The sequence below is a fragment of the Desulfovibrio sp. DV genome (assembly GCF_001936595.1).
GTDB lineage: Bacteria > Desulfobacterota > Desulfovibrionia > Desulfovibrionales > Desulfovibrionaceae > Solidesulfovibrio.
Genome location: NZ_MLBG01000025.1, coordinates 18,092 through 43,107, shown reverse-complemented (window position 1 = coordinate 43,107; position 25,016 = coordinate 18,092). Strand labels below are relative to the sequence as shown.

19 protein-coding genes are annotated in these 25,016 nt (G+C 61.4%); 15 read left to right on the top strand and 4 right to left on the bottom strand.

What is annotated here, in order from left to right; genetic code table 11:
* Positions 1-254 precede the first annotated feature (254 nt).
* The 6 genes from DVDV_RS08230 (at position 255) to DVDV_RS08205 (ending at position 7,321) form a co-directional block, all read left to right on the top strand.
* Positions 255-1,781 (top strand): sulfatase, encoded by a 1,527-nt coding sequence (locus DVDV_RS08230; protein WP_075354200.1) that lies wholly within the window; start codon positions 255-257, stop codon positions 1,779-1,781.
* Positions 1,782-1,833: 52 nt separating this feature from the next.
* A complete protein-coding gene (locus DVDV_RS08225) occupies positions 1,834-2,142 on the top strand; it encodes a co-chaperone YbbN (RefSeq protein ID WP_075354199.1) in 309 nt (102 codons plus the stop codon).
* A gap of 7 nt (positions 2,143-2,149) precedes the next feature.
* On the top strand, positions 2,150-3,070 hold the full coding sequence (locus DVDV_RS08220; RefSeq protein WP_075354198.1) for an NAD(P)/FAD-dependent oxidoreductase: 921 nt from the start codon (positions 2,150-2,152) through the stop codon (positions 3,068-3,070).
* A 132-nt stretch (positions 3,071-3,202) separates the two neighbouring features.
* On the top strand, positions 3,203-4,636 hold the full coding sequence (locus DVDV_RS08215) for an MFS transporter (RefSeq protein ID WP_254845309.1): 1,434 nt from the start codon (positions 3,203-3,205) through the stop codon (positions 4,634-4,636).
* 92 nt (positions 4,637-4,728) lie between these two features.
* Entirely contained in the window at positions 4,729-6,663 is a 1,935-nt protein-coding gene (locus DVDV_RS08210) for an ATP-binding protein (protein ID WP_075354197.1), read from the top strand.
* Positions 6,632-7,321, top strand: a complete 690-nt coding sequence (locus DVDV_RS08205) for a response regulator transcription factor (protein WP_075354196.1) — start codon at positions 6,632-6,634, stop codon at positions 7,319-7,321. Before DVDV_RS08210 ends, DVDV_RS08205 begins: the two co-directional genes overlap by 32 nt.
* 332 nt (positions 7,322-7,653) lie before the next feature.
* On the opposite strand, the gene DVDV_RS08200 is transcribed toward DVDV_RS08205, so the two are convergent.
* Entirely contained in the window at positions 7,654-7,836 is a 183-nt protein-coding gene (locus DVDV_RS08200) for a hypothetical protein (protein WP_083634714.1), read from the bottom strand.
* Positions 7,837-7,907: 71 nt separating this feature from the next.
* Positions 7,908-8,798: a LysR family transcriptional regulator gene (locus tag DVDV_RS08195; protein ID WP_075354202.1), complete on the bottom strand. Its 891-nt coding sequence runs from the start codon at positions 8,796-8,798 to the stop codon at positions 7,908-7,910.
* Between the two features lie 91 nt (positions 8,799-8,889).
* On the opposite strand from DVDV_RS08195, the gene DVDV_RS08190 reads away from it, so the two are divergent.
* From DVDV_RS08190 to DVDV_RS08180, 3 genes are all read left to right on the top strand, one after another.
* Positions 8,890-9,555, top strand: a complete 666-nt coding sequence (locus DVDV_RS08190; RefSeq protein WP_075354194.1) for a YitT family protein — start codon at positions 8,890-8,892, stop codon at positions 9,553-9,555.
* Between the two features lie 85 nt (positions 9,556-9,640).
* The gene (locus DVDV_RS08185) at positions 9,641-10,336 is read left to right on the top strand and encodes an O-methyltransferase (protein ID WP_075354193.1); all 696 of its coding nucleotides are present in this window, start codon (positions 9,641-9,643) and stop codon (positions 10,334-10,336) included.
* Positions 10,336-11,844, top strand: a complete 1,509-nt coding sequence (locus tag DVDV_RS08180; protein ID WP_075354192.1) for an MFS transporter — start codon at positions 10,336-10,338, stop codon at positions 11,842-11,844. Before DVDV_RS08185 ends, DVDV_RS08180 begins: the two co-directional genes overlap by 1 nt.
* Positions 11,845-12,157: 313 nt before the next feature.
* Here the strand turns inward: DVDV_RS08180 and DVDV_RS08175 are convergent, their stop codons facing one another.
* Entirely contained in the window at positions 12,158-12,577 is a 420-nt protein-coding gene (locus DVDV_RS08175; protein ID WP_075354191.1) for a DsrE family protein, read from the bottom strand.
* 704 nt (positions 12,578-13,281) lie between these two features.
* On the opposite strand from DVDV_RS08175, the gene DVDV_RS08170 reads away from it, so the two are divergent.
* From DVDV_RS08170 to DVDV_RS08150, 5 genes are all read left to right on the top strand, one after another.
* Positions 13,282-15,183 carry an alpha-amylase family glycosyl hydrolase gene (locus DVDV_RS08170; protein WP_075354190.1) on the top strand — a complete coding sequence of 634 codons (1,902 nt, stop codon included), beginning with the start codon at positions 13,282-13,284 and terminating at the stop codon, positions 15,181-15,183.
* A 315-nt stretch (positions 15,184-15,498) separates the two neighbouring features.
* Positions 15,499-16,710 carry a hypothetical protein gene (locus tag DVDV_RS08165; RefSeq protein ID WP_075354189.1) on the top strand — a complete coding sequence of 404 codons (1,212 nt, stop codon included), beginning with the start codon at positions 15,499-15,501 and terminating at the stop codon, positions 16,708-16,710.
* Positions 16,711-16,875: 165 nt separating this feature from the next.
* A complete protein-coding gene (locus DVDV_RS08160; RefSeq protein ID WP_254845308.1) occupies positions 16,876-18,843 on the top strand; it encodes a sensor histidine kinase in 1,968 nt (655 codons plus the stop codon).
* Positions 18,836-19,471: a response regulator transcription factor gene (locus tag DVDV_RS08155; RefSeq protein ID WP_075354187.1), complete on the top strand. Its 636-nt coding sequence runs from the start codon at positions 18,836-18,838 to the stop codon at positions 19,469-19,471. The genes DVDV_RS08160 and DVDV_RS08155 overlap by 8 nt, the downstream gene beginning before the upstream one ends.
* A gap of 356 nt (positions 19,472-19,827) precedes the next feature.
* Positions 19,828-21,636 (top strand): SMP-30/gluconolactonase/LRE family protein, encoded by a 1,809-nt coding sequence (locus DVDV_RS08150; RefSeq protein WP_175577082.1) that lies wholly within the window; start codon positions 19,828-19,830, stop codon positions 21,634-21,636.
* A 631-nt stretch (positions 21,637-22,267) separates the two neighbouring features.
* Here DVDV_RS08150 and DVDV_RS08145 read toward each other — a convergent pair.
* Positions 22,268-22,789 (bottom strand): GNAT family N-acetyltransferase, encoded by a 522-nt coding sequence (locus tag DVDV_RS08145; RefSeq protein WP_075354185.1) that lies wholly within the window; start codon positions 22,787-22,789, stop codon positions 22,268-22,270.
* 588 nt (positions 22,790-23,377) lie between these two features.
* On the opposite strand from DVDV_RS08145, the gene DVDV_RS08140 reads away from it, so the two are divergent.
* The gene (locus DVDV_RS08140) at positions 23,378-25,012 is read left to right on the top strand and encodes a hypothetical protein (RefSeq protein WP_139311562.1); all 1,635 of its coding nucleotides are present in this window, start codon (positions 23,378-23,380) and stop codon (positions 25,010-25,012) included.
* Positions 25,013-25,016 lie beyond the last annotated feature (4 nt).

The window sequence follows — 25,016 nt, the reverse complement described above, 5'->3', positions numbered from 1 at the left end:
AGCCGGCCCCAGCCTTTCCACCTCTCCGCGGGGCGGAGATGCCACCCCACCTTGTCTTCCCGGAAAACCGGCCCCGAAAACAAAGACGGCAAACCTCGTAATTTTACGAGTTGTTGTGCCAAAGCCTTTCTTATTAGCTGTGACAAACGAAAACGGACGTCGGGCCGCAGACGAAAAACTGTCTGCCCTGGCGTCGATACAATGTGGCGGCCGCCTAGTCCTGCATCAAAGGGGCGGCTGCAAAGGAGATTGGCATGGCGGACAAGAAAATCAAAAATGTCGTCTTCATCATGCTCGATACATTGCAGTACAACTATTTAGGCTGCTACGGGAACAAAACGGTGAAGACGCCGAACCTCGACCGTTTCGCGCGCAACGGCTTCCTCTTCGAGAACGCCTACAGCGAGGGTCTGCCCACCGTCCCGGTGCGCCGGGCCCTGATGACCGGCCGCTTTACCTTGCCCTTTGCCGGCTGGCAGCCCCTGTCCCAGGACGACACGACGCTCACCGACATCCTGTGGGGCCGCAAGGTGCAGACCGCCCTGGTCTATGACACCCCGCCCATGCGCCTGCCCAAATACGGCTACTCCCGGGGCTTTGACTACGTGAAGTTCTGCCCCGGCCACGAACTCGACCACACCACCTACGCCGACGAGCCCCTCGACCCTGGCATGCACCCCATCGACTACACGTCGCCGACCATGGTCTACAACGAGAAGGGCGAACTGATCGACGACGCGAGCAAGGCTCTGCTCGAGGAAATCGAGTGCTTCCTCAAGTTTCGGCAGCAGTGGCGCAGCGAAGACGACAACTACGTGAGCGTCGTGGCCCGCGAGGCCGACCGCTGGCTGCGTGACATCCGCATCAAGAGTCGCCCCTTCATGCTCTGGATCGATTCCTTCGATCCCCACGAGCCTTGGGATCCGCCATCGGTCTGGACCAAGGAGCCCTGTCCCTACGATCCCGAGTGGCCGGGCAACCCGCTGCTGCTCGCGCCCTGGACACCTGTCGAAGGCCGCATCACCGACGAGGAGTGCGCCCACATCCGGGCCTTGTATTCCGAGAATATCGAGCTCGTGGACAAGCAGATCGGCAAGCTCCTCGATTCCATCCGCGACCAGGGCCTGTGGGACGAGACCATGGTTATCATCACCAGCGACCACGGCCAGCCCATGGGCAAGGGGGAGCACGGCCACGGCATCATGCGCAAGTGCCGGCCCTGGCCCTACGAGGAACTCGTACACGTGCCGCTTCTGATGCACGTCCCGGGCCTTGAGGGCGGCAAACGCCTCAAGGGCTTCGTCCAGAACGTGGATGTCGCGCCCACGATCCTAAGCGCCCTGGGCCTGCATCAGGATGTCAACGACCTGGACGGCGGCCACGGTTTCCCGGTCTACGGCTGTATCGACATGCAGGGTAAGGATCTGCTTCCCATGATGCGCGGCCAGGTCGAGAAAGTGCGCGACTTTGCCATCGCCGGTTACTACGGCATGTCCTGGTCCATTATCACCGAAGACCACACCTTCATCCACTGGCTGCTGAAAGACGCCAGCCAGCGCGATTACGTCAGTGCCGACAGCCCCGCCAAGGAGATTATGAAGGACGAGGCCATGTGGTCCTGCACCGCCGGGGCCAAGCAGGAAGTGCCCGACAGCGACGAACTCTATGATCGCCGCAAGGATCCCTTCCAACTCGAGAACATCATCGCCGACAACAAGGATCTGGCCGCCGACCTGCTGCAAAAGATCAAGTTGTACATCGGTGAGCTCAAGACCCTCTAAGACAACACGCGGGGCCGCGCCTCGGCAGGCCCGGCCCCATCAGGGAGATGCGATGATCAAGGAAATCACCAATACCGACTACAAGGAAACGATCGCGGCCACGCCGGCCGGCGTGTGCATCGTGTTCAAGGAACTGTGCCCCCACTGCAAGAACATGGAGAAGGTCCTGGAAAAGTTCGGCCAGCTCATGCCCGCCGCCGTGCTGTTGGGGCTCGACATCCAGAAGAATCCCGACGCGGCCAAGGCGCTCGGAGCCGAGCGGGCCCCCACCGTGTGCGTCATCAAGGACGGGGCGGTGCGACGGACCAAGACCGGTCTCATGAATCCCAAGGAACTTCTGGCCCTGTACCAGATGGGGTAGCCACGCCATGAAACCGGAATACCACTACGACTGCCTCATCCTCGGCGGCGGGCCGGCCGGCATGACCGCCGCCATCTACGCCGCCCGGGCCAAGCTCAAGGCCATCGTCCTCGAATCCAACATCACGGGAGGCCTGGCCAATTCCACCTACACGGTGGAGAACTTCCCCTCCTATCCGTCCATCCATGGCATGGAGCTCATGGACCGGATGCGGCAGCACATGGACAGCCTGGACGTGCCGGTGGAGGAAGTCTGCGAGATCGAGCGCCTGGACTTGGCCGGCGAGGTGAAGACGGCCGAAACCGACGAGGCCGTGTACCGCGCCCCGGCCGTCATCCTGGCCACCGGACGCAAGCCCGTGCCGCTCGACGTCCCCACCGAATGCGACCAGATCCACCACTGCGCCATCTGCGACGGTGCGCCCTACGCCGGCAAGCGGGTCCTGGTGACCGGCGGGGGCAACAGCGCCTTCGACGAGAGCCTCTACCTCCTGTCCCTCGGCGTGGCCCACGTCACCCTTGTCGAGATCATGCCCAGGTTCTTCGCCGCGGCCACCACCCAGGAGGCGTTGTTCGCCTCGGGCAAGGCCGAGGGCCACACCGGAACCCGGGTGGTGGACCTGGAAACGGTCGACGGACGGCTGACGGCGGCCGTGCTGGAAGACACCGCCGCAGGCAGGACTTGGCGCGAGCCCGTGGACGGCGTCTTCGTCTTCCTGGGCCAGCTCCCCAACAATGCGCTGTTTAAAAATCAGATCGAACTGACCAAGGCCGGCTACATCCCGGCCGCGCCGGATGCGTCCACCAGCCTGCCGGGCGTCTTCGCGGCCGGCGACATCGTGGACAAGCCCTTCCGCCAGATCACCACCGCCGTGGCCGACGGCACCGTGGCCGCCTTGTCGGCGGAACGGTTTCTGCGCTGCCGGTAGCGGACGCTTGGCGGAAACGAGGCGACGGGCGTTTGCATTCTCAACCCGCAACGCACAGGGAGACTCCCCGGGACGCACCCGGCAACGGCGGGCCAACGACAGCCTGTTACCCGCAAAGGAGAGAAAAGCATCATGGCCGAATACAACATGGACCAGGTCCTCGAAAACGCCGGGAACGCGGCGTCCATGGGGCAGGACGAAGCCTGCGCGCCGGCACCGGACAGCGTCGGCGGGCCACTGCCCAAGGGTCGTTTCGCCAACAACTATTTCGACGGCATTCCCGTCACCGGCGTCCATAAGTTCCTGTTCTTCATCATCATGGCCGCCTACTTCTTCGAGCAGCTCGACAACTGGAACTTCGGCTTCGTGGCCCCAGCCCTGTCCCAGTCCTGGAACCTGGCCATGACCGACATCGCCACCATCGTCTTCTGGTATTTCATCGGCATGACCTCGGGAGGCTTTCTCGGCGGGGTCATCTCCGACCTGATCGGCAGGCGCAAGACGTTTTTGTGCTCCATCCTGGTCTTTTCCATCTCCTCCATCGTCACCGGCTTCACGGACAGCTTCGCGGTCTTCACCGTGTTCCGCGCCCTGACCGGCTTCGGCGTCTTCTGCATGATGGTCACGTCGCAGACCTATATCGCGGAGATGTCGCCCTGCGAGAGCCGGGGGAAATGGCAGGGCAAGGTGGCGGCCGTGGGGTTCTGCGCCGTGCCCGTCGTCGCCTTCCTGTGCCGCCTGATCATCCCCATGGGACCCGAGGCCTGGCGCATCATCTTCTACGCCGGCGGCGTCGGCCTGGTCGCCTTCTTCTTCGGCCTCAAATATCTCAAGGAATCGCCCCGCTGGCTCGTCTCCCGGGGGCGCGTCGCCGAAGCCGAGGCTGTGGTCGCCTTCATGACCCACCGCGACATCGACCTGTCCGCGGCCAGCCGAAAGGTCGAACCCAAAGTCAAGGTCACGGGCGTGATCACCGGCATGTTCACCCCGCGCTACCTGCTGCGGACCACGCTTCTGATCCTGCTTTTCGTCACCATCACCCCGGCCGGCTTCCTGCTGACCACGTGGACCACGCAGCTGCTCAAGATGAAGGGCTTCACGGTCACGGAGAGCCTCACCGCGGCCACCATCATCAGCATCGGCGTTCCCATCGGCTGCTTCCTGGCCTCCCTCGTCTCGGACCGGGGCGGCCGAAAGATCCCCCTGGCGCTTCTGAGCGTGGCCACGGGCTTAAGCGCCATCGCCTTCGCCTTCATGGACAGCCTCACGGGGCTCATCTGCGCCGGATTCACCGTGACCGTCGTAAACATGGCCGTGAACTTCATCCTGTTCTCCTATACGGCCGAATCCTACCCGACCACAATGCGCAACACCGCCACCGGATTTCAGAACGGGCTGGCCCGGCTGTCCGTTTCCGCCTCCCAACCGCTCATTCCGCTGATCCACCAGGCTTACGGATTCGCCGGCGTCTTCGACGCCGTGGGCATCCTGTACCTGGTGCCGGTCATTCCGCTGCTGCTGTGGGGCAAGCGGACCGGCGGCAAGAGCCTGGAGGAAATCGAATAGGTTGCGGCTCGGGCCGAACGGCGGCAGGGTCCCTTGACCTTGCCGCCGCTTGTCGGAGATGACAGAAGCGCCGACTGGGACGGGAGGTCCCGTTGCGAGGAAAACGCCTGAAAACACCTCTGTGGACGCCAGCTGCCCAGTTTTCCACAAGACGCCTGTGCCTGCTTCTTTTGTGGCTTGCCTGTCTGGGAAGCCCGGAGGCTCCGCTTTTCTCGTCGCACGGCGGGGACGCCTTGGCCGCCCCAGGCCCTGTTTCGGCCTGGACCGAAAAGCGGGTGGTGATCCTGTACTCCATGCCCCTGGATTTTCCGGCCACGCAAATGGCGGAGAAAGGACTGCAGGAGGCGCTCTCGGAGAAAGCCCCCTTCAAAATGCAGATTTTTTCCGAGTACCTGGACTTATCGCGATTTCGCCACGAGAAACAGCGACAGGCCCTCGCCGACCTGCTGCACCAGCGGTATGGGGCCATTCCCATTGATCTCGTCATCTCCGTCGATGTACCGGCGGCGCATTTCCTGATCGAACAGGCGGAGGAGGTCTTCCCGGGGGTTCCGGTCGTGGTCTGCGACATTCCCGAGCCGTACAAGGAGAATATCCTCGCCGCCTCCTTTGGCAAGCGCGTCAGCGGCGTCCTGGAGCCGGCGGAACTGGCCCGCCAGCTCGTGGCTTCGGCGTTGCGTTTCCGACCCGAAGCCCGGCATGCCGTGCTCATCTACGGGGCGTTCGAGAACGACGAGGTCAGGGCCGTGCTCTTGCGCCAGGCCATCGTGGCCTTGTACCCACGCGTCGAATGCATCGACCTCGGCGGCCTCGGGCTTGGCGAGATCCTTGACCGTTGCCAGTCCCTGCCCGCCGATTCCCTGATCTTCTTCTCGACGCTCTTCGTCGACGCCAAGGGCCGGTTCTTCGTTCCCCGGGATGTGATTCCGTCCGTCTCGAATTACGCCGGCTGCCCGATCTGGGGCATTTACGACTCCTACTTCGGCAACGGGATCGTCGGCGGACCGATGGTCAGCATGCGGCTGCAGGGACTCCAGGCGGGGAAGATCGCCCTGCGTGTCCTGGCCGGGCAACCGGCGGGCGAAATCCCTTTCGACGACGGGATGGATACGAAGGTCACGTTCTACGATTGGCGACAGCTCAACCGTTTCCAGCTCAACGAGAACCTGCTGCCGCCGGACGCCTTCATCGCCTACCGGGAAGCGACGACCTGGGATCGCTACAAGAAGTACATCATCGGCGCGGCTGTTCTTTTCGCCTTGCAGTCGCTGCTGGTCGTGGGCCTGTTTTTCAACCTGCGGCAGCGGAAAAAGGCGGAAGTCGCGTTGCGCTGCAGCCAGCGCGAACTGCAGACCCTGGCCAGACGGCTGATTTCCTCCCAGGAAGAGGAACTCAGCCGGCTGTCGCGGGAATTCCACGATGATTTCGTCCAGCGCCTGGCCGCCATCGCCATCGAGATCGGTACCGTGGAGCTGCACATCCGGCAGCCGGGAGCCCGGATACTGGACGAAATCATCGACGCGAAGGGAAAGATCATAAACCTTTCCGAAGACATGCATGCACTATCCCGAGAGTTGCACCCCTCGAAGCTCAAGGATTTCGGCCTCGTCAGGGCGATCCAGGCGATGTGCGGCAGTTTCTCCAACCGGGAAGGCCTGGTGGTGGATTGCAGTTTTGAGGGCGAGTTCGCGATAATTCCGTTGGATACGGCCCTGTGCCTCTACCGGGTCGTCCAGGAGGGCTTGCGCAACATCGCCAAGCACGCCCGTGCCGGTCGCGTTGACATTTCCCTGCAGGGTACGAAAGAGAAGCTGGTATTAACCATCAAGGACGACGGCGTCGGCTTCAAGCCGCAATGCGCCAAGCTGACTCCCGGCATCGGCCTGGCCAGCATGCGGGAGCGGGTCCAGTACGCCAAAGGGGAATTCGCCATCCATTCGGAACCATACCAGGGCGCCGTGATCCACGTGACGGTTCCCTTGGAGGAGAGGCGGCATGAAGAAGCCGAGAATTCTACTGGCCGATGACCATCGCATGGTGGCCGAGGGTGTACGCGGCCTGCTCGAACCCGACTACGAACTGATCGGGATCGTCGAGGACGGCCGTGCCCTGCTCGAGGCCGTCGACCGATTGCGCCCGGACGCCCTGGTGGTGGACATCTCCATGCCGCTGCTCAACGGCATCGACGCGGTGCGCCAGATAAAGAAGCGGCACAAGTCCGTGGCCGTCATCTTCCTCACCATGCATGTGGACGTCGATTATGCCGCCAGCGCCTTCGAGGCCGGGGCACTGGGCTACGTGCTCAAGCATTCCGCCTCGTCGGAGCTTCTGACGGCGATCAGTTGCGGCCTCAAGGGGAAGACCTACATCACGCCGCTGCTTGCCGGCGAATTGCTGCAGTACCAGCGGGAAAGACCGGCCGTGTCCGGCGATGCCTTTTCCCAACTGACCCCCCGGCAGCGCGAAGTGCTGCAACTCATCACCGAGGGGTTTTCCGTCAAGGAATCCGCCGCCATCCTGGGGATTTCCTCCCGGACTGTGGAATTCCACAAGTACACGATGATCGAATCGCTGGGGCTTAAGAGCTCGGCGGAATTGATCCGGTTCGCCGTGCAACACGCGAAAGGCGTATCCCGGGCCGGGGTACGCCTCGCCTGCGACCTCACCCCCTCGTCCAGCCGTTAAGCTCGTAAGCACGCCAAGTTGCCAAGTAGGAAAATGCGCGTGCACAGGTCGCCCCGCCAAATCGCCTCTGCCGCGCGGTGAATGGAGGCCAACGGGTGCGTTCGCCGTCCAGAGGCCGCAATTCCGTACAGTACGGCGAGCTTACCCCGGGCCGAGACAAAGACTGTCGAGGCTTTCTTTCTGGCATCTTGATTCAGACTCTTACTGTTTTTCTTCCAACATTCGATGCGTTTCGTATAGTTGTGCAATCTCTTACAACTTCACAAGATCTCTTTGTCGTCAGACAGACCTAAGCCTTGTATTTTTGTACTCCTGGATTTCCAAGCTTTTGTTCAACCATTTAAGAACTTTTGCAAGTTTTCCAATGCCGCTATCAATTGATCCAATTTCCTCTCCTGTTCTTCCTGACGCTCTTCCAGATTGACCAACGGTTTGCCCTGGGACTTCTGAGAAGAAGTGAATTCTTGTTGAAGCGTCTCCAGGCCGTTGGGGAGATGGCGTTCCAACTCGGTCATACTCCTCGTCTCCTCCACTTTCACAGCTTGCTGTTTGCCCACCATCCAGCCGGTGTGGGCCAGGGAAACCTTCAGTCCTTTGCAAGCACTTGACGCAGGCAGGCACGCAGCCATTTGTGCGCTTTGTCTGCTTCGAACCGGGGATGCCAAGCCTGGGAAATCGTGATCGAATCCGTCTGGACGGGCAAGGGAAAGACGCACAGGCCTTGTTGAATCGCGTTGGCGAAGCCTTCAGGTACGGACGCCACGAGATCAGAACTTGCGGCGAGCATGAGGGCCTCGGGGACAGATGCGGTGATGACCACGACTGCCCGCGACAGCCCCAGGGCTTCCAACTGGACATCGATGGGACCGTAGCCACGTCCTCGTCGGGATACGGCAATATGCTCGCAGGCTGCAAACCTCTCTGGCGTCACCGGGCCTTGCGCGAGAGGATGACCCTTGCGGACAACGCCGACGTAGTGGTCACGGAACAGGGCCTGGAGGCGGACTTCCGGACCCATCTCACCGATGACGCCGACGTCGATGTCGATGCGTCCATCGCGTAATGCCTCCACATCTTCTTCTCCCTCCGGAGCGAATCGGAGCTGAACGCCTGGAGCCGAAGCCCGAATCAGCGCCATAAGCCGTGGCGCGAGCATGAGGGTGAGGGCATCACTTGTCCGCACCGTGAAGACCCGCTCCAAATGCACGAGATCAAGGTCACTCTCCTGGCGCATGAGCGCCCGGGCGAGTTCCACGACCCTGTGCACGTCCTCCCGTATTTCCTCGGCCCGGGGGGTGGGCGCCATATTCCGTCCGGCCCGTACGAGGATCGGGTCCTTGAAGACATGCCGGATGCGGCCAAGGGTGCGACTTATGGCCGGGGGGCTCAGGTTGAGTCGTTCCGCGGCTTTGGTGACGCTCCGGTCCGTCAGGAGGGCATCAAGGGCGACAAGCAGATTCAGATCAATAGATTGCATGGTGGTAAATATATACTTACTTAGGTTGCACTGGATGCAAACGTAAAGGCCGCCCATAGTCCTGGCAACATCAATTTTGGAGGGTGTTGCCATGAATCGTAACACGATTACCCGGTTTCCGGAGAGAGGACGCGAAAGCATCCTGAAATTCGGAATGTATCTGGCCGGTTGCGCGGTCTTCTCCGCCGGAGCCTACCTCTTCATCTACTCCCAACTCGGGACCGACCCCTTGGACGTCTTCTCTTTGGGGTTGCTCAACCATGTTCCCCTGACCATCGGCCTAGCCCAGACGCTGGTGGCCATCATCTGTCTCTTGCTGGTGGCGGCCTGGACTTGGAAGCGGCCGCTTCTCTCGCCACTCTGGACGTTTTTCTTTTGCGGCAGCCTCATCGATCTGCTGCGCTGGATCGATGCAGGCCAGTGGCTTCCTCTGCCGCCTATGGCCATCTTGCTGGTCGGGTCGGTGTTGTGTGCCTACGGCTCGTCTCTGATCATCATGAGCGGGTTCGGCATTCGGGCCATGGACCTGCTGGCCTTGGTCCTCGGCGATCGGTGGGGTTGGCCGTTCTGGCTCGGCAAGGGGATACTGGAAGGGGTGCTGCTCCTTTCCGGCTACCTCATGGGCGGGCCGGTGGGCGTAGGGACCATCGCCTTTTTCCTTGTCGTGGACGGCACTATCCAGCCGTTGATGTGGATGAACCGCCACGTGCTCAGCCTCCCCCATTTCGTGTTCGCGCCAGTCCATTGCGTCAAGTGAAATGACTCCTTGCCGCGATTGCACTTATCCTCATGAACTGCCCCCTGTACCATTTGGGCAAAACCAACTCCAAGGAGGAGCTGTCATGTTCAGTGTACATCATGAGAGCATGGTTCTCGATGCCCCCTGTGTTCGCGAAACATTGGATCGCATCTGGGCCATGCAAAGCCAGGTCAACCCTGCCGGTGAAGCCCGTCTTAAGGCGGCCATGGCCAATCGGCAGAGACCCTTTACGGTGAGCGAATTTGTGGACCTGTGCGCCGCAGGTTCGTTTGCCGCGCCGCCTGAGATCGGCCGCCTGCTCTATGCCATGGTGCGGGCCATTCGACCGGCCACGGTCGTGGAATTCGGCACGGGGCACGGTTTTTCGACCCTCCACATCGCGGCGGCGCTCCGCGACAACGGCCATGGCCGGCTTATCACTACGGAGATGCACCCGGACAAGGTGATGGCCGCCCGCGACAACCTGGTGACAGCCAGACTGGCGGAATGGGCGGAAGTCCTTGAAGGCGATGCCATCGAAACCGTGGGGAGCATCCGTGACGTGGACATGCTCTATCTCGACGGCTGGACGGAGTTTTACCTCCCGGTGCTTCAAGCCGTCGAGCCGAACCTGCGTCCCGGAGCCCTGATCCATGCCGACGATGTGGGCAAATTCGGCAAGGGAGCCGTGCCGTATCTCGAATACGTGTGCAATCCCGCCAATGGCTTCATCTCCGTGTCGCTTGGCGACTACCAGGGATTCGAACTATCCAGTTGGACGGGAAGGAGCGCCGACTGATGCAAGAGCAGGCTCGTCGCCAGGCAATCCTGGCCATCATCTCCGGTTGCGTCGTCCTGGTTTTCGGCCTGGGCGCGAGCGTGAACCTCGCAGTTGGGAGGCTGGCCACCAGCCACCTCCATCCTACCCCAGCTCAGGTCCTCTGGATTGTCGACACCTATCTGGTCGTGTTTGGCTGTCTGCTCATCCCGGCCGGAGCGCTGGGAGACCGATACGGGCACAAACGGATGCTATCGGCGGGCCTGCTTATTCTTGGGTTTGGCTCCATCGCCTCCGCCCTGGCCCCGACCGTCCTGTTGCTGCTGGCCTGGCGGGCTCTGGCCGGGGCAGGGGCCGCCTTGATTCTGCCCAATAGTTTGTCGCTCCTGGTCGATGCCTATCCACCGGATGAGAGGCCCTATGCGATAGCCGTTTGGACGGGAATGACAGGACTTGGCGGTGCCTTGGGCAACATCGGCGGTGGGTTGGTACTGCAATACTACGATTGGCAAATGCTCTTCGCCATTGCCGCGCCCCTGGCCCTCATCGCGCTCGCCCTGGTCGCGCGGGCAACTCCGAACACGGTTGGCAACAAAAGACCGCTGGATATCCTGGGCGTCGGAATCCTGGTGCCGGCAATTTTTTCTTTGCTCTATGGGATCATCGTAGGACCGGAATACGGCTGGACGTCCCTGCATGTGCTTGGGGCCTTTACCGTATCCGCTGCAATCGTCGCTTGTTTTGTGCGTCACGGCCTGCGGCGGCAACATCCCCTGATCGATCCGCGCATTTTCCGCCTGCCAAGTCTGAGCGTGGGCGCATGCGGCATCGTGCTCTCCTTTATCGGGATGTATTCGATCTTCTACTTAAACGGACAGTACATGATGAGCGCCAAAGGCTATTCCCCATTCCTTGCCGGCGTGTGCGTCTTGCCCATGGCGATTGCCTTGTTTGTCGTCTCGCCACGGAGCGTCACCCTGGCCAGACGCTACGGAACGCGACTCACCTTGACGTCAGGCCTGCTGGCCCTCACTGCCGGCCTGGCACTCCTGGCATTTTGTACCCGCTCGACGCCCTATCCGGTCTACGGGGCGATCCTTTTCCTGATCGGCACCGGTTCGGGATTATCCAACCCGTTGCTTTCCATGGCCATCATCGTATCCCTGCCGCCGAACCAGGCTGGCGTCGGCACCGGCATCAACAGCTTCACCCGGGAAATCGGCGGCGCATTCGGCGTGGCCTTGTTCGGGTCCCTGCTCAATGGGGCCTACGTCCGACACCTGCCGGAACAAGTCCAATTGCTGGTCGGGAGTGGCCCGGCCGCCCGGGCCATCGGCTCGACCCTGTCTGCGATCCAGCAACACGCTGGTGCGCAGGCCTCCCAACTTGAAGCTGTGGCCCGCGACACGTTCACGGATGCTATGGGATTTGCCCTCTGGGTTATTACGATTCTTCTCCTTATTGGCACGGTTGCTGTAGGCCTTTGGATACGCGAAATTGTCCGTAACCCGAAACCGAATGCTGCCTGATGGCCAGGCAAAAGGAGCCAAGGCCCTCCGAGGGGTCGGAAAGGAGTCGGCGTCGCAGTGCACACTCCGGAAAGCGCTTGACGACCGGCAGGTAAGTGCAAAATCCCCCGCAAGAAATAGTTGGAGGCCTGCCGCCCGGCAAGCCATGCCCTGGCATCTGCCGTGCTCGATCCACCATCGACGGCAGGGCGACGATCTGACCGGCCGGAGATTCGTTTGGTCTCAAGACCGGCCGATGCCCGAGGGGCTCGCTGTCAAGCCACTCCACGGCTCCGGCCCGCCTTCTGGCTAGGAGGCGGGCCGGGGATCCGCTTTACCAGGAGAGCGTCTTGCCGCCATCCTGGAAAAGAGCTGCTCCGGTCGTGTCGGGATTGCCGAATTTGGCTCCCGGAGGCAAATCACTGGCAGCCACGCCGAATTTCTGACTGCAAACAGGGCATACGAACACCATGCCACCCTTGGCCGCAATGTCGGCCAGCGCCTGGTGTTGCTCGGCGAACTGAGCGGCATTTTTTTTGTCAGCGACCAGGACGCCCTTGTCGCTGAGGTAAAGAGTCAGGGGATGCCCGCGCTGCATCTGAGCCTGTCCGAAACTGATGGCCATCAAGGAGCGGTGGGCATCATCGCTCGTCAGACTGATAAACAGCGGGTCCGTACTCCCCGCAAAACCCGGTGATGCGGTTGCTGCAATCAGTACGGCTATCGCCGACAGCATGAAAGCGATACGTCGCATACATTCCTCCTTGAAAAATTTCCCGATCTTCTTTCCTTAGGGAGTAAACACCTTCTTGGCAACCATCATGGACACCACGGCGTCGGAAGTATAACGGATCGCTTGTTTTCATTCCCCGGCAAATCCTGCCAGGTGCACGATTTGCAGCGGCTGCCGCAATCCGTGCCCGGCAAAGACCGAGGAGGAACGGCAGCCTTTGCACCACATAAATGAGTTCTATCTCAGCCTGTTAGAAAGTTTGATGCCGGTTTTTTACATTCCCCTTGACAAATTTCCCACACGGGTATTGATGGGCTTATCTCCCCCACTCATACACACGCCTATACCAGGGCGGCCGATGCAGCGCTTCCTGCCTGTACACGAACGATGGAGTTAAATAGTTATTATTACAGAATAAAAATCCACATGTGGCCCGGCATGACTGTGCATCCGCGCAGGCACGGAAAGAGATCCGCATACAATTATAAATTGAAGGATTCTATCCTCCTGGCGACTGTCCCACCTCCCCCGCTCACCTCCCGGCCAGGGCTCCTGTTTCCATAAACGGCTCTCCTCAGGCCACCCACAACGGGAGGCACGTTCAGGCAGACAGCCTCGTGTTGGCCATGCGGGCAAATTCGCGATTGCCCAGATCCAGACAATGCAGATGTTAATTTCTCCGACCATAGTGGCATCAACACTGATAGCACTTACAAGGAGGATGTATGTACATCGCACTACGCTGTGGAGCCTGGCAAGTTGGTGAGGACCAAAAATCGGACAAAGTTGCGTTCAAGCTGTTTTTTCCCGACAGGGCCAAAGACGAAAGCCAGTACGGAGCCCGGCACGACCGTCCAAACTATGGCGACCCCCGGATTTCTTCCATCCAGGTAGCCGGAAACTTCATGAACCACCTGGGGTTGCAGGACTGGCATCCCGGTACCGCACCAAAGATGAGCCAGACAGCCCATTCCAAGGGGACGCTTTGGACGTACACCACACCAACGCCATTGCCCGAGGGTTTTTACCAGTACAAGTACCTGCTCACATTTAAAAATGGGCAACAACGCTGGGTAGGCGACCCCTGCGCCCGGTACGGCGGCACAGAAGAACAGAATTCAGCCTTTGTCATCGGCGGAAGCCGCCCTGGCGACAATACAGTCCTCCCCGTCCAAGGCGGGCGCAAACACCTGCGCGATCTCATCCTCTATGAACTCATGATAGACGACTTCACGGACGAGTACCGCAGTTTCCACGCACCACTCGACGCGATTCAAGAAAAGCTCGACTACCTGCAACACACCCTGGGCATCAACGCCATCCTGTTCATGCCATGGACCGCCTGGCCAAATGATGGCTACAGTTGGGGCTACACGCCACACCAGTATTTCTCTATCGAAACCCGCTACACCAATGATCTCAACGCCCCGGCTGAAAAGCTTTCCAAACTCAAACAACTCGTCAACGCCTGCCATGCGCGCGGCATCCATGTCATCATGGACGGTGTCTTTAACCATGCCGGCGACGTTGACGCCGCCGGAGCGGCAGCGCACGGATTCCCCTATCGCTGGCTCTACCAGGATCCAAACGACAGCCCCTATGTCGGCGTTTTCGGCGGAACATTCCCTGGATTGCTCGATCTTGACTACAACAACGGCTGCACGCAGGAATTTATCGGTGACGTCTGTCGCTATTGGATAGACCATTTTGGCATTGACGGCATACGCTTCGACAACACAACAAATTATTATATCCAGGGACGCAACGAAGGGCTGCCGCAACTGCTCAAAGACATTCGGCAGCATGTAAAAGACGACAATTTTTCCCTGACCCTGGAACATATCGACATGACTGCGGCCAATGTCGTCAACGCGACAGGGGCCGACAGCTACTGGAACGATGCCCTCTATGGCAAAACATTCGAAGGACTTTGGCATGGCTGCATCAGTCCGGGCATCATGAATGCGCTCGACAACCATCTTGGCCTGGACCCCGCCCGTGTCGCCACAACCTACCTCGGCAACCACGACCATTCCCATGTGGCCTGGCAAGCCGGTTGCCGCAACAATCGCGGCGCACTTGACTGGTACCGCATCCAACCCTACGCCATCACCTTGATGACCATGCCAGGTTGCCCGATGATCCCCAATGGCCAGGAGTTTGCCGAAGACTACTGGATCATGGAGGACGATCACGGCACCGGCAGACGCGTCCAGCCACGCCCTTTGCGTTGGAATTTCAGCCAGGACGCAATTGGAAGAAGCATGCTCTGGGTATTCTCCAAGCTCATTGCAGTCCGTAAATGCTATGCCGGTTTGCGGTCAAACAACATATACCCCTGCCAATGGGAACAATGGCAGACCCGCTTCAACCCGCAAGGGTACGGCGTGGACACGGAAAAGGGCTTGGTCATCTTTCACCGTTGGGGAGTGGGCGAGGATGAGAGGCTCCAACGATTCATTATCGTCCTGAACTTTTCCGACAACCAGCAATTCATCGATGTCCCGTTCCCGGAAAATGGCACATGGCTTGATGTCCTCAACGACAACCAACAGGTTCACGTTTCAGGCTACCGGGCCACAAACGTGCCTGTCGCCTCCTTGTGGGGGCACGTCTACTTCTTGTAGCCATTGCGCCCAGACCAATCAGAAGGCGCAGCGGCCATGACTTGGGCCGGGGCCAGGCCTTCCGGCTGCCCCCGGCATGCCCCTCCAAGGACGTCAGGCCACGGAACCGGCGGGTCCGACTCCATCGAACCCGATCAAAGAAAAACCCCAGGGACGCCCGGCGTCCCTGGGGTTTCGGCTGCGCCCCCTGAAAAGCCTCTTCTCATCCAGGCCCGTTGCAGGCATCCTGCGGACTGGCCACCGGCTTCCTGCCGTCCCGGAGCATGCTCCGGAGCTCTTGTCATACTGCCGCAAAGGCTGCCGAGGATCGACGCCATGAGACGATTTGCCCTGGCCCTGGCTGCACTTTTCACCGTCCTGTCGCTTCCCGCCCTGGCTGCGCCCCTGCCGCCGGCGCAAGCCCCGGTCCGCTATGAGCATATCGGCGACTACACCGTCGAGCGGCTCAATACGATCCTGACCACGGAACTGGCGGACTTCAGCCCGTTTCCGATCAGCTATCCGCCGGCGAAAAACGCCGTCAGCCTCTACAAGGTGTTTTATGAAACCGTGATTCCAGAGCGCGGCAACAAGCCGACCACGGCCACGGGCCTGATCGCCGTGCCGCAGGTGGAGCCAAAGGTCCTGCCGGTCGTTTCCTACCAGCACGGCACCGTGTTCACGAAAACGGCCGTGCCGTCCCATCCCGAAGAGTCCATGGAAACGCGGCTCATGATCGCCCGGTTCGCCGGCCAGGGCTATATCGTCATCGGCGCGGACTACATCGGCAAGGGCGACTCCCCGGAGCCGGACAGCTACATGGTCAAGGATGCCACGGCCCAGGCCTGCCTGGACATGCTTTTGGCCTCGCGCCTGGTCTGCACGGGCCTGGGGCTCACGCAGCAGGGCCTTTTTCTCAGCGGCTGGTCCCAGGGAGCCTGGGCCACGATGCAGTTTCGCCACAAGCTCGAAGCCCTGGACATGCCGGTCGAGGCCGCAGCCACGGCCAGCACCCCCTGCGACCTCTATGTGCTGCTGACCCGCTGGCTCAACAATCCCACGCCGCTGGACGCCTCCTGGCTTCCGGGCACGCCGCTCCTGTTTCTCTATGCCTATGAGCACTACTACGATCTGCCGGGCCTTTCCCGGGCGGCCATCCGGGAGGAATACTGGCAGACGGCCAAGGACCTCTACGAAAACAAGATCGATTGGGAACAGGCCTCCAAAACCCTGCCCGCAACGGTGAGGGAACTGCTGCGGCCGGAACTTGCGGCCGAAAGCTCCATGGGCCTCAGCCGTTTCTACCGGCAGCTCCAGGACAACGAGGCCTACCAGTGGCGCTCGCGCACGCCGAGCCGCTACTATTACGGCAAGATCGACGAAGTCATGCCCCCCTACGTGGCCACCCTTCCGGTGGACTATGCCAAGGTGGTGGGCGCAGCCCCGGCCGAGGCTGTCTACGCCGGGGACAACGCCGACCACCGGGGCACGTTTCTTTTCGGCGTCCTTGACCAGAAGGACTGGTTCGACCGCCTCGGCGCCAAATAGCGCTGTCGGTTGCAGGCCGCTTCGGACACGGCCTGCACCCGCGTCTTTTCAGGCAGGCCGGGCAGGCCGGGCAGACCGGCCCGGGTCTTTTCGGACCGGGGGAAACTTGAGAAGGTGGCTCACACCGACAGTGGGGGAGCCATGGGGAAGGGGAGATTTTCAAACGTGCGGCCGGCCGCACTCCTGGCCCTCCTGTGCCTTCTTTTGGGTTGGGGATGGGCCGGAAACGACCGGGACAGACCCCTTGCCCGGGACGGCGTACTCGATCTGACCGGTTGGGACATCGCCCGGGACGGCCCCGTGGCCTTAAACGGCCAGTGGGAATTCTACTGGGACCGGCTGCTTGCCCCCGAAGACTTCAGGCCCGGACTCCCGCCGCCGCAACGCTCCGATTCCATGACCCTTCCCGGCTCCTGGAAAGGACATGTGCTCCAGGGCAGTCCCTTGCCCGGCCGGGGCCAGGCCACCTTTCGCCTGCGCCTGTTGCCGGGGCCCCGGGAGAGCCGGCTGGCGTTGCGGATCCTCGCCATCAAAGCCGCCTACCGGCTGTGGGCCGACGGGACCCTTGTCGCCGAAGGCGGCGTGGTGGGGCAAAGCGCCGCAACCGAAATCCCGGACCGGACCCTGGCTCTGGCCAGACTGCCGGACGCCACGGCCCCCATCGAGCTGGTGCTCCAGGTGTCCAACCACTCTTTTCACCGTGGCGGCGTACAGCATTCCATCACGATGGGCCTCCCGGAACAGCTGGAACAAATCCACATCCGCACCTGGTCCCTGGCCATGCTGTTTGCCGGCAGCCTGCTGGTCATGGCTGTTTATCATTTCGCTCTGCATTTTTTGAAAAAAAAGGATGTTTCGGCCCTCTATTTCGGATGCGGCTGTCTGGTGTTGGTTGTCACCTATTCGGCCCTGGATTCTTCGGATTGGCTCCTCACCCTGTTTTTCCCGACCGCTTCCCCCGCCGTCGTCAGCAAGATTCCTCTGCTCGGCTACGCCATTCTGGCCTCCATTCTGTACAGGTTCTATCGGTCGCTCTATCCAAATGAATTCATCCGTTGTATCCAAATTATTTGCGACATCCGAAGCGTTGTATTCGTTTTCATCATACTGACCCAGCCAGGATTCATCCTCTACAGCGCCCTGCAATGGCTGGCGATCATCAGCTTTTTCATCCACGCCTGCTTCCTGGTCATGCTGGCCCTTTGCCTCAAGCATAACCGTGACGGCGCACTGGTTCTTTTCCTGGGCTACATCATCCTGTCGGCAACATCCCTAAGCGACATCTACCGGCATTTTTTTGGCGTCAACGTAATGCACCTCCTGCCCTTTGGCCTGCTCGCCTTTGTCCTGTCCCAGGCCCTGGCCCTGGCCCAGCGGTTTTCCAACGCATTTACGGCCGTGGAAAACCTGTCCCAGGCCCTGGAGGCCAACAACGCCGCCCTGCGGGCGGAAATGGACGAGCGCAACCGGTTGGAGCGGGAAATCGTCAACGTCAGCGAAGAGGAACGCCGCCGGTTAAGCCACGATCTGCACGACGGCCTGTGCCAGCAACTGGCCGCCACCCGGTTGCGCTGCTCTGCCCTCGAACGCCGGCCCATCGCGGAACAGGGCGTGGCAACGGAAGTCTCGGAGATTTCCCACTTGCTGGAGGAGTCGGTCAGCCAGGCCTACGCGCTCTCCCGGGGACTTTGGCCGGCAGAGCACGCGGTGGGGGACATCGGGCCGTCCCTGGCCGAACTGGCCCGGCGCGCCGGCGAAGCCAGCGGCGTGCATATCGAGTATTTCGAGAATCTGGCCTGCGTGCCCTGCCGCAACGAGCATCTCGTCCAGTTCTACCGCATCGCCCAGGAGGCGGTGGGCAACGCCGTCAAACATGCCCGGCCCGGCCATATCGCCGTCAGCCTGGGCTGCGGGACCAACCGGCAGTTGGTCCTCACCGTGCGCGACAACGGCATCGGCCGGCAGGCGGCGGCCGGGACCACCGGAGGATTGGGCCTGCGGATCATGGCGTATCGGGCCAGGATGATCGGGGCGGCATTTTCCATAGGCGACGCCGAGGCCGGCGGGACCATGGTGGCCTGTTCCCTCGCCTGCGCAGCGGACAGGACCGGACAGGAGGATGACGATGGATGAGGCTCTGACTCCCGGGGTGCGCGTCTTTCTGGTCGACGACCATCCGGCCATGCGCAACGGCCTGTCGCTGTTGCTGCATCAGGTCGGCCATACGGTCTGCGGCGAGGCCGGCAATCGGGCGGAGCTCCTGGCCCGCCTCGATGGTTCCCGGGCCGCCGTGGCCCTGGTGGACCTGTCCCTGGCCACGGAATCCGGACTGGACCTGATCGGCGATCTGGCGGCCCAGGGTATTCCCACGCTCATTTATTCCATGCACGAGGACCGGGGGACCATTGAGCGGGCCTTTGGCCGGGGAGCCCAGGGCTATGTCACCAAACGCGAGGTTGCCGACGTCTTGCTTGAGGGCATTGCGGCGGTCTCTTCCGGGCAACGCTACGCCAGCCCCGGAGCCATGCGCAGCCTGGCCGGCCGGTTCCTTGCCCCGACCGGCGGCGAGGAGGCGGCCTTGAGCCAGCGGGAGGAACAGATCATGGTCCGGCTCGGACGCGGCGAAACGAGCGCCGAAATCAGTCAGGCCCTGGCCATCAGCGCCCATACCGTGGAAACGTATTATGGCCGCATGATCCGCAAACTCGGCCTTTCCTGCATGAAGGAACTGCGCAAGTTCGCCATCGCCCGGCACGGCTGACCGGCCGACCCCGTTCCCGTTGCCCGGCCGGAGCCCGGTCGGAAACAGACCCGGCCCGAACCGACCCGTCTGCCTCCCGGCGGCCGCCCGATTCCGCCCCCGGCCGGGGCACGGCAGCCGGGCTGTCCCCAAAATCCACCACACAATATCATGGGAAGCCCTGACAGACCCCGGGCCGGTTTCGCGCTACCTCTCGTAGTGCCGGTGTACACTGACGCGGGACAAGGGTTTGCCAGGTCATGGAGTTCCGTCGTGCCCGCTCCCCTGCCAACGGTTCGCCGGGCCGGTCAATACTGTCGGGCGTCCGGCATCTCCCCAGACAGATCCTTCGCGCGGCAGTCGCACAGGAGCCAACCATGGGACACGCTATGAGTCGCCGACTTGCTTCCATCCTTCTCGTCCTTGTTTGCACCCTGTGGTCCGGGACCGTCCATGCAGTGCAACTGAAGGATTTCACGAGGCTTGCACCAGTAAACACCAGTCAATTCACCTATGGGGTGGGGACGGTCGTCAATGCCGTCATCAAAAGCGACGGCACGACCTACATCGCCAATGCAACGTATAATGAAATAGAAAAGCGTGACAGCTCCGGCAACTGGACAACAATCCCCGGCCCGGACGCAACTGTCGGCGTGATGGCCAATATGATCGCTGTTGATGCTGCCGGGACCATTTATTCCCCGGACAGCCAGAACAGCGTCATCTTGGTCGGAGACGGCGCCGGCAACTGGACGACCCTCGGCTCCAGCGGCTCCGGCGTCGGTGCATTCAAGAATCCCTGCGGTATCGCCGTTGACGACTCCGGGCAACTCTACGTGGCCGATTCCGGCAACGACCGCATCCAGGTCCGGGACACAGCCGGCACCTGGACGGCATACGGCTCATACGGCGCAACCGCCGGCCACTTTGCCTTTCCAAGCGGCATCGCCGTAGACGGCTCAGGCAATATCTTCGTGGCCGATTCCGGCAACAACCGCATCCAGATACGCAACGCCTCGTCCGGGACATGGTCGGCAGACGGATCTTACGGCACTGACCCAGGACAATTCTATTGGCCCCAAAGCATTTCCGTGGACGGATCAGGCAACATCTCCGTGTCGGACAACTACAACGGCCGCGTCCAGACCCGCAATACTTCCGGCACTTGGACAACCACCGCCATCGACAGTTTCACCAACCTCCAAAGTGTTGCCGTGGACAGTTCCGGCACGCTTTACGTGACCAGCAACAGCAGCGTTTTCGTCGGCACAGTGGCGACCGCCGGCATCTGGCCGATCTTCTGGGGCAGCACGAGCAGCGAGGCCGGCTATTTCTCCTCGCCCATCGGCGTGGCGACGGACGCCTCGGGCAACCTCTACCTTGCGGACCAGGGAAACCAGCGCATCCAGATCCGCGACGCCACCTCCGGCGCCTGGACGGCCATCGGCTCCGCCGGCTCCGACACCGGACAATTCATGGGCCCAAGCGGCGTGGCCGTTGACGCTGCCGGCAACATCTACGTGACCGAAACCGGCAACAACCGCATCCAGATCCGCGACACCGCCGGCATCTGGTCGAGCGTCGGCGAATCCGGCTCCAATGTCGGGCAGTTTCTCATCCCCACCGGCCTTGCTGTGGACGCAACCGGCAATCTCTATGTGGCTGACCTGGCGAACAATCGCGTCCAGATCCGCGACACCGCCGGTTCCTGGACGGCCCTTGGCAGCGATGGCTCCGCCGTGGGGGAATTTTCCAGCCCAAGCAGCGTGGCCGTGGACGCCGCCGGCAAACTCTATGTCGCCGACATGGGCAACAACCGCCTCCAGGTCCGTGACGCTGCCGGCAACTGGACAGCCATCGGAACGGCGGGCACCGGCCTTGGCCAGTTCCAAAACCCCTCAGGCGTGGCCGTGGACAGTTCCGGCACCATCTATGTGTCCGACTCCGGCAACAACCGCCTCCAGGTCCGTGACGCCGCCGGCACCTGGACGAGCTACGGCGGCGGCGCATCCGGACATGCCCCGGGCAGAGAAGACGGACAATTCTTCTTTCCCCAAGGTCTGGCCGTGGGCGCAGGCGGCATGCTCTACGTGGCCGACACAAACAACAACCGCATCCAGGCCGCCACGATCGAGTCCAAGACGCCGGCCTCGCCAGCCCCGGTCACCCTGTTGCTGCTGCAGTAGGGCCCAGGGGAGCTTTGCGACGGCACGAGGGCCGGTCCCGGAAGTCGCCCGGCTCCTGCGGGCAAGGCGGCGGGATGTTTCGCCAGACCTGCAAACGCAAAAAAGAAAGGCCCCGGCTGTACAAGCCGGGGCCAGTAATGGTGCGATATAAAAATGACTAATGGGTTATTGCGGCTGCCTCGACGAAAAACGTAGAGCTTGTGTTTACCACACGTGGAGTTTGCCAGGATTATTTTTATCTGGCCTGCAAGTGCTCTACTGCGAGGGAGACTGTCCGACTTCTGATTCACCCAATGGCATCACCTCCGTTGAGGTTGCAAAGAACCTTCACAAGGCACACGCCTAAGATATAGTTCCGGGCAGGAACCCTGTCTAGTGCTTTTTTTCGGCGGCAAGCAAAACAATCGCAGTGAATGCAGCCTGTTTTAAAAAAACCCAATAGAATCGCCCCCAAATTTCCGCCTTCTTCTTTTGATGCCGCAACCAGCCGAAAAACCAGCCTTTTCCCCTGCACCGGCCCATCCCTGGGCGAAAGACGGCCCTGGAGAGCCCAGGCCCGGGCCCATCCGGGGTTGCGGGAAGGCAGGGACGGCCTCTTGAAAAATGCCGGCGGCCATTGCCGGGATGCCGCTCAGGCTTCCGGCCCGCCCCCCAGCGTCTTTTGGAGGAAGAGGACCTCAAAGGGCAGCTGCTCGAACTGTGCGTTGCGCACGGCGCGAAAGCCCAAGGATTCGTACCAGGCGCGCAACTCCTGCTGCCTGGCGATGATGCCGATTTCAACACGCATCGCGCCGGCCCGCTGGGCCACGGACAAGGCCTGGCGGACCAGGATGCGGCCCAGGCCCTGGCGCCGGAAGGCAGGGGCGACGGCCAGTTTTTCCAGCGTGCTGACGCCCTCGACCGGCCGCCGCAGACCGACGCAGCCGCAGGGGCATGTTCCTTGAAACGCCAGCAGGAATTCGGTCCCGAGCCGGAAACCGCGCTCGACCCTGTCGCTGGTAATCAACGAGGGATGGCTCGGGCAGTTGTCGCGGCCAAGCCCAAAGCGCGTGGCAACATCGTGAAACGAAACCGCAATCAGGTCCGCAAGCAGGCTCGAATCCTGGATCGCAGCCCGGCGCAGCCCCCAGCCGTTCTCCTTGAGGTCTTCCACCAATTGCCTCCCGAGGCGCACGAAAGGGCCAAGATTCGCAGTGGACACCGTTCCCGGAATACCGCCCAAGCGCCGGCGGCCGCCGCCTTGGCACCTGGGCAAGGATAAAGGGGTACCGGTTTCTCTGCAACTCCCTGGCCGCCTTCGTGGTGCAGCCGGAGGGAATCGAACCAACGATCGATTGAATGGCACAACAACAGCAAATAAATATCACATCAATAATGCTGTAATTTTTAAAAATCACAGGGGAGCAACTGAGCCTTTGTTGGCTCCGGCCAACAGACAGCAGCCGGGTTGCGGCGCAACAGCCAACCTACGACCAATTGTAGCCAAAGCATCTGTGGCGTGCCAGCCAAGGTGCTCTTGCCCGCGACGGCCTGGCACAGACCTGCATCATTCTGGCAAAACAGCTCTTGTAGACGGCGCGTCTTTTTGCTACCTTTGCCCCGGTTCTCTCTCTTTTTTCCATACTGCTGGTGTTGTTTGGCAGCGCTGTGTTGGAAGCACGAAAAATACGATGAACAGGATGGCTCCACTGGCTGCTGCAATGAACTGATATTGTAACAGTCTTACAGAATGGAGGTCGTCATGAGATCGTCGGTCCCACTGTTGGCGAGTGATGGCAGGGAATTCCATGCGTTGCGGCAGTGGCTGTGCAAAATTGTCGCGCTCTCGACCTGCCTCCTGGGCTGCTGCATCGTCCTTGCCGGCGACGCGCACGGCCAGACGCGGCCGCGCTTCCACGTCCAAAACAAATGCGCCCGGGACGGCGTGCTCGTCTTCAACGCCGGACAATCCGGCAGCATGCCGGTCGAGCAATGGGGAACCACGTTTGGCCCGACGACCACCATCAGCGGCATCGTCTACAGCTCCACGCGGATTCCGGCCGGACAGATCGTCACCTTCAATCTCCCCCTGGCCGGAGCGGTCAGCGGCAACATGGTGCTGGCCTACGGCTGCCCCGAGGGCAGCACCGGCCTCGACGGCCAATGCCTCATCAATTACCAGGACACCACGAGCCACACCATTCCCGAGATCACGGCCGGCTGCGCCTACGTCACGGACACAGGGCTGTGCAATGGAAACCCTGGCGCGCCGATTCCGGGCCAGCCCGGCCAGTACTATCCAATCGCCCCCCAGGACTCCATCGACGTCTCGGCGGTCAACGGCTACACGTTGCCGGTCTACTTTGACATGACAAACGCCAGTCACACGGATTTCCAATACGGCGACCGCTCCGCCATCGACACCAGCATGCTCGATCTGGCCAGCTGCGCCAAGGAATACGGATACAACGGGGACAAACTGCAAACCATTGGTCTGGTAAGCGAAGACAAAACCATATACTCCTCGACCTATGCGCTGTTGCGCAATCCGGCCTACAAAAGCGGCATCAGCATGGCCACCATGATGACCAAGACCGATCCCATCGACAACCAGTCCAAGTCCTTCTTTCTCAGTTGCAGCCATCCTAAATTCTGGCTGACCAGCAACAGCATCGGCAACCCCACCAATCCCCAGGTCATGGCCCAAAATGCCGACGCCGACACCTCCGGCCCGACTCCCAAGGACAAGCTCCCGCCCAACACCGTGGATTGGTACGGTTGCTCCAACCACGGCAACCAGGCCATCTGCGTCGACAGCAGCACCACCTGCACCTGCACCGATCCGGGCTGCCGGGGCGCGCAGTGCTCCAAGGGCATCCTGGGCAACTACCGTAATTTATCCGTGGTCTACACAAACTATGTCAGGACGCTCAAGGAGACGCGGTACCTGGCCTACACGTGGTCCTATGACGACGCCCAGGGCGGTTTCGGCGTTGCCTGGAACACCGACCGCAGCGGCAGTGGCGCGGCCCTTCCGGATTACCTCGTGACGTTTTGTCCTGATGGCGGCGACCCCATCCTGCCGGCGCAAAAATGGGCCTACAGCGCCTCCTTCGGCAAATGCGTGGCCGACAACACCGGAGCGTACGCCTCGTACCACGAGTGCCTGACCACGGATGCGACCCCCAAAGCCCAGTTCTATGTCGTGCCGGACGTCATCCTGGGATTTCCCAACGCAGGCATCCCCAATCGGACCTTCAATTATTGCGTCTGGAACGGCGCAGGACTGGCCGGAGCGACCGGACCCATGGACTACGATGCGTGCGTGGCGCAGACCTACCCCGCGTCCATGCCTGGGGTCGTGGCTCCGGAAATCATGTTGCTGACCACCCAATAACCCG

Excerpts from the sequence above, each read along its gene's own strand:
- DVDV_RS08180 (WP_075354192.1), top strand. The coding sequence starts at position 10,336 with ATGCAAGAGCAGGCTCGTCGCCAGGCAATCCTGGCCATCATCTCCGGT.
- DVDV_RS08205 (WP_075354196.1), top strand. The coding sequence starts at position 6,632 with ATGAAGAAGCCGAGAATTCTACTGGCCGATGACCATCGCATGGTGGCC.
- DVDV_RS08190 (WP_075354194.1), top strand. The coding sequence starts at position 8,890 with ATGAATCGTAACACGATTACCCGGTTTCCGGAGAGAGGACGCGAAAGC.
- DVDV_RS08200 (WP_083634714.1), bottom strand. The coding sequence starts at position 7,836 with ATGACCGAGTTGGAACGCCATCTCCCCAACGGCCTGGAGACGCTTCAA.
- DVDV_RS08170 (WP_075354190.1), top strand. The coding sequence starts at position 13,282 with ATGTACATCGCACTACGCTGTGGAGCCTGGCAAGTTGGTGAGGACCAA.
- DVDV_RS08150 (WP_175577082.1), top strand. The coding sequence starts at position 19,828 with ATGGGACACGCTATGAGTCGCCGACTTGCTTCCATCCTTCTCGTCCTT.
- DVDV_RS08220 (WP_075354198.1), top strand. The coding sequence starts at position 2,150 with ATGAAACCGGAATACCACTACGACTGCCTCATCCTCGGCGGCGGGCCG.
- DVDV_RS08175 (WP_075354191.1), bottom strand. The coding sequence starts at position 12,577 with ATGCGACGTATCGCTTTCATGCTGTCGGCGATAGCCGTACTGATTGCA.
- DVDV_RS08185 (WP_075354193.1), top strand. The coding sequence starts at position 9,641 with ATGTTCAGTGTACATCATGAGAGCATGGTTCTCGATGCCCCCTGTGTT.
- DVDV_RS08230 (WP_075354200.1), top strand. The coding sequence starts at position 255 with ATGGCGGACAAGAAAATCAAAAATGTCGTCTTCATCATGCTCGATACA.
- DVDV_RS08140 (WP_139311562.1), top strand. The coding sequence starts at position 23,378 with ATGAGATCGTCGGTCCCACTGTTGGCGAGTGATGGCAGGGAATTCCAT.
- DVDV_RS08195 (WP_075354202.1), bottom strand. The coding sequence starts at position 8,798 with ATGCAATCTATTGATCTGAATCTGCTTGTCGCCCTTGATGCCCTCCTG.
- DVDV_RS08165 (WP_075354189.1), top strand. The coding sequence starts at position 15,499 with ATGAGACGATTTGCCCTGGCCCTGGCTGCACTTTTCACCGTCCTGTCG.
- DVDV_RS08225 (WP_075354199.1), top strand. The coding sequence starts at position 1,834 with ATGATCAAGGAAATCACCAATACCGACTACAAGGAAACGATCGCGGCC.
- DVDV_RS08155 (WP_075354187.1), top strand. The coding sequence starts at position 18,836 with ATGGATGAGGCTCTGACTCCCGGGGTGCGCGTCTTTCTGGTCGACGAC.
- DVDV_RS08215 (WP_254845309.1), top strand. The coding sequence starts at position 3,203 with ATGGCCGAATACAACATGGACCAGGTCCTCGAAAACGCCGGGAACGCG.